The organism is Methanobrevibacter sp. (genome assembly GCF_045577275.1).
GTDB lineage: Archaea > Methanobacteriota > Methanobacteria > Methanobacteriales > Methanobacteriaceae > Methanobrevibacter.
On the sequence record NZ_JAZNIB010000360.1, the window covers coordinates 1 to 5,037 of the forward strand.

General features: G+C 35.3%; 3 protein-coding genes. All 3 read right to left on the reverse strand.

Annotated elements, in window-relative coordinates; all coding sequences use genetic code 11:
* The coding region (locus ACKI67_RS10405; RefSeq protein WP_407463466.1) for a hypothetical protein at nucleotides 1-926 on the reverse strand (926 nt) is incomplete at its 3' end.
* Nucleotides 927-969: 43 nt separating this feature from the next.
* A complete protein-coding gene (locus ACKI67_RS10410) occupies nucleotides 970-4,128 on the reverse strand; it encodes an ATP-dependent helicase (protein WP_407463467.1) in 3,159 nt (1,052 codons plus the stop codon).
* 26 nt (nucleotides 4,129-4,154) lie between these two features.
* Nucleotides 4,155-4,775 carry a hypothetical protein gene (locus ACKI67_RS10415; RefSeq protein WP_407463469.1) on the reverse strand — a complete coding sequence of 207 codons (621 nt, stop codon included), beginning with the start codon at nucleotides 4,773-4,775 and terminating at the stop codon, nucleotides 4,155-4,157.
* Between the last annotated feature and the right edge of the window lie 262 nt (nucleotides 4,776-5,037).

Genomic DNA, 5,037 nt, shown 5'->3' on the forward strand with positions numbered 1-5,037 from the left:
GGCACATTATATGATTCATAGTCAATGAAATACAATGGGTATTTTAAGGAGTTTAGCAAATTCTCTATAGCTTCCTTATTGATTTCAGGATCATTATCATTCAATTCAAAATCTATTTGCTGCAGATATTTAGGATTCAAGTCTTCATTTACCAAATCTTCAAATGAGACTTTTCCCTCATAGTATTTCTTGAATTTTTGATTCTTTCTCATTTCGGCTACATCAAAAACATTTGGCTTAGGCAAGTCTCTTGTACAATAATCCCAGAAGTCACATGGATATGGCTCATAACACTGCATTCCTAGTTCTTTAATAGGTTCATTGTATTCGCCATGCTCATCCATATACCTATTTATCATATCAATATTGTTTCTTATTTCATCCTGCTTTTCCAGTGCAATATCCGTAATGTCTTCTATATTAAAAAACTTATCCAGTTCATCTTCAACAGGAAGTTTTCCTTTAACATATTCCCTGTTAATATATACAATGCAAACCTTCTTTACATTATATCCAAGATTGGATAAAACATAATATTGATATGAAGCGTCATCCAAGTAAATGTCATGCACTGAAGTGGAGCTTTTAACTTCATAGATTTCCACACCGTCTTCATCATTCTTTAGTATGTCTACACTGCAGAAATTGTTGTCATAGCTGAATGATGCTTCTGTGATAATGTTTGGCTTATTTTCCAATAGCTCATTTGTTCTTTCAATCATTGGGGTTAGGGTTATGTCAAATGGGACATCCTCATAATCGCCAAATAGACCTTTTGCCAGCTCTCCAACCTTATGGCCGTTTTCAAATATTGCTGTTTTGTCTTTAGGTGCTGCACAATACTTCTTATATGTTCTCATCCAAAACATTTTTATGCATTGCACACACTGGCAATACTTGGATTTTGATAAATGTAATTTGTTCATAAGAATCCCCCATTATAGAATTAATAATCTTTAATTAAAACATTTAATTATTATATAACTCCTGAGCAAACTCCTTTGGTTTACAGAAATACCTGTAAGAGCAGTTCGCACACTCTTCTGCTTTCTCAGGCTCTTTTCTATAGATTCCATCCCTTATGTTCTGAGATACTTTCTTGATTCTTTCAAATTCAGTTGCCATTTTATCCTCATCAATTTCAACCTCATAGAGATAATCATCCTTGACAAAATGAATGATGGCTTTTTTGACTTCATAATCCTTATATTCTGGAATTCTTTTAAGCGCTGAAGCATAAATATAGGATTGTTTTATATATCCTCTGATATGATCCTCATTGAACTCTGCATATTTATAATCCAGAATCTTAATTTCACCATCAGAGTCCCTGAATATCAAATCAATAGCCCCATTCAAAATATAATTGTCTATAAAGAGTTCAAAATCAAATTCAGATTCCAGAGTCTCTCTGTTTACTGAATAATTATAATAATAGTTCTCAACATTATCCTTAAATTCATCATACTCTCCAGGGTCCTTTTCCATGCCTCTCATGGGCTTATAATGCTCATCAATAATTTCCGCCAAGCCCTCTTTACCTACCACTTCACCATCTATAAGCTTTAGATTAAGCTCTTCCATAACGTTATGGAAAGCGCTTCCTATATTTGCCGCTTTAGATGAACCGAAACGCCTAAATCCCAAATTGTAATCCAAATCATATTTATAAGGACATGAAATGTATTTGGTATATTTTGAGTAATTGAGAACGACTGGCTCTTCAAGGCTTTCAAGTTCGTCCTCAAGTTCATTTTCCTCATCAGGCTCCTCATAAGCGCTGGCAATTTCAACTTCAGATAATTTTTCAAAACTAAAGTCTTCAGTGAAATCCTGGATTCTCTTTATCTGATCAGGAACTTCATTCACTGTTGACAATATCAATAAATCCTTAGCCCTTGTCATTGCAACATAAAGAATCCTATCTTCTTCCTCAAGGTTCAGATTGTTTTCCTCTTCAATTGAAAGGGTTTCATAGCCCCATTTTCCGTTTTCATCTTCCTTTATGATTGTCTTATATTTCAAGCATTCATTCGGAGTGTAAAATGTGTCATTCGGGAAAATATAATCCTTTTCGCGGTCAGGGTCCCAATTAATCATTGGGAAGATATCCTTTTCAAGGGCAGGTATGATGGTTACAGGAAACTCCAGCCCTTTAGCTGAATGGACTGTCATAAGCTGAACGCCGCTTCCTTCCATTTGATATGAATCATAGCTTCCAATAACATTCATTAAAAAGAATAATGCCCCTCTGAGATTAGTGTCTGAAATAAATGATTCATAATTGGATATTGTCTGAGTCAGGATAGCGATATTTGCAATCTCCTCGTATGAAAGCTCATAATCATATAAATCAGATAATGAAATCAGTTTGTAGAATACTTTCAGGATTGTTGGAGGCTCTTCTGATCGGATTTCCTCCCTTATGAGTTCCAATTTATTGAAGAATTCCCTATCCCTCAGGTTTTCTATCATGTTCAAGTCAACTACAGGCATTTGAACCTTACCAAATATCTCAACTAATGTTTCCTGATTCTCATTGTCCTTAACCCTGTGAGATGCCTTGACTTTTCCAACACCGTTTCTTGCCCTAATCTCATTTTCCGCCAGAAGAATCTCATTGTTAAATGACTCCTGCAATCCGGACAAATAATCGATTGTGGATTGGTCAAACCTGCAGAATGCTGTTTTGAAGTAGTCGCTGCAAAAAGCACTGAGATTCAAGTCCAGCAACTCATCTTTAGCTGGAATGTATCCGAGATAAGTGTGTCTGGAGACATACCACATCAATGCCTTGATTGCATTGACCTCATCCCTCTTGAATAGATTCCTCTGACCCTTAATGGAAAATTCTATGCCTTTCTGGCTGAATATCTCAACCAGATTGGAGATGGTAGGACACCCATGTGTTCTGTACAGGACAGCAACATCAGAAAAATCATTGATTAAATCGTTTTCCATCAGGTATTCAATGATTTCGCAGATATTTGTCGCTTCCTCAACACTGCTTTCATTTTCAATGAGAAAATTGGGATTGTTGCAATCACTACGGTCATTTACCATATTCTTATCTGAAGTGCCCTTTCTTTGAGGGCTTATGAATTCCTCAGTTAGTCGGACTATGTTTTCAGTAGAACGGAAATTGACATTCAAAGGAATTGAATGAGGATGCTCCAATCTTATCAGCTCATCAAAGAAATCATTGAAGGAACTTCTGAATGCATAAATGTGCTGGTCTACATCCCCAACTGCAGTGAAATAGTCAGATTGCTCCCGTAATATCTTAAAGATCCTAAATTGCAAAGGATCTGTATCCTGGAACTCATCAATAAATATGGTTTTATATGGAATTTCAGTATCCCCCATCATCACTTCAAGAGCCTTGCGCTGCAATGTGTCATAATCGACATAATCATATTCATCCAATAACTCCAGATAATCCGGATATGCCTCTATGATTTTTAGAAATCTTGCATTATACCATGAGGAACTGTATAATATTGTATCTTCAAAAGAATCAGGATTGTTCTTCTTTTTCTTTTTAAGAGGCTTATCATGGTCATCAATGAGCTTTTTGGGAAAACGGTCCATGGCATTTACAAAATCTATGTATTCCTGAGTGACAGGTCTTAACCCAGATATTTTTTCATATAATTCCTCACTGTCAACATTAAATGAGGTATATTCGGCGAATTTGTTCAAGACAGAGGAAATCTGATAGTCCAATACTGTGGAAGGTCCCTTAAATCCAAGCCTTTTCCTGAATTTTTGGATGAGCAATGTCTTCTTTTCTGAAGCGTCATCATCAACCAATGTTTTTTCAATGCCTTTCAGCTTAAGATATTCAAGGCAAAAGGAATGAATGGTGGAGATATGCATTTTCAAGACTATGTCCTTGGAATCTTCCTCCCCATCGGAAAGCTCCTTTCGCAATTTATACTTTAAGTTATCTGCCGCCTTGTTTGTAAATGTGATAACTAAAAATGATGACGGGTCAACCCCCTCATTGATCAAATGCTTGATTCTCTCAACAATTACAGTAGTCTTGCCGGAACCTGGTCCTGCTTCAACCAATAAAGAACCTTTACCGTATTCTATTACCTCTCTTTGATTTTTTGTAAATCCCATATTTTTTTCCTCTTTTAAAAATTAAATTATTCATCTAAATCACATACGCAAATCAATGCCCCATCCTGATTTTTGGCAAAGGAGAATTTGACAGTATCTCCCATATTGACTCCAAAGTCCTGATTAGGCTGATTCAACAATCTTCCAAAGATCTCATGATCCTCATTGAAATCATCATATCTCTCCCACATTCCTTCTGGAGCGAGCCCTTCCTTAAAGAAGAATACTAAAATGTCATCAGGATGCTGTTCATTCCTAAATTCATCAAGCATAGGAAGCATCCTTAAGACCAGAATCTTCTTATCATCATTATAATGCTTAAAGACATCCCTTGCATGGGATTTGTACTCTTCAATATCAAAATCGGCTTTTACATTCAGATTATCAAGATATTCAAATTCAAAGTCTGTGGTTGCATCCCATCTGATATTGGACATTGATTGAAATTCATCTGCCCTTTCATAAACTAGAAGATTGTCATCATTCAATAGGCAAGCTGCAACTGTCTGAAATGAAAATCCTGCCTGATGGTCTACATAAGGCAAAACAAGCAGGGAATTGACTTCCTCTTCAAGCTTGAAATTTTCAATCCTGTCAAATAGCTCATCTCCATCAGGGTCTTCATCATCACCCCAAATGGAATCCATATGAAATAGCTTAGCTTGTCTTTGAGCAAATTCCTCATCTTTTATTACAATAAAATTAGCAAATAGGTTTCTGAATTTTTCATCTTTAATAAAAATAGTATCATCCCCAATATGTTTTATAATCCTATTTTGTTCAAGGTTTTTTATAAATCTTATGATATTTTTCTGAAAAAATATTAATTTTTGAATATATTAAAATTTGAAAATAACTCATTTAAACTATCCAAATCAAATTTAGATAATTATGAAGCCGAATCAATAA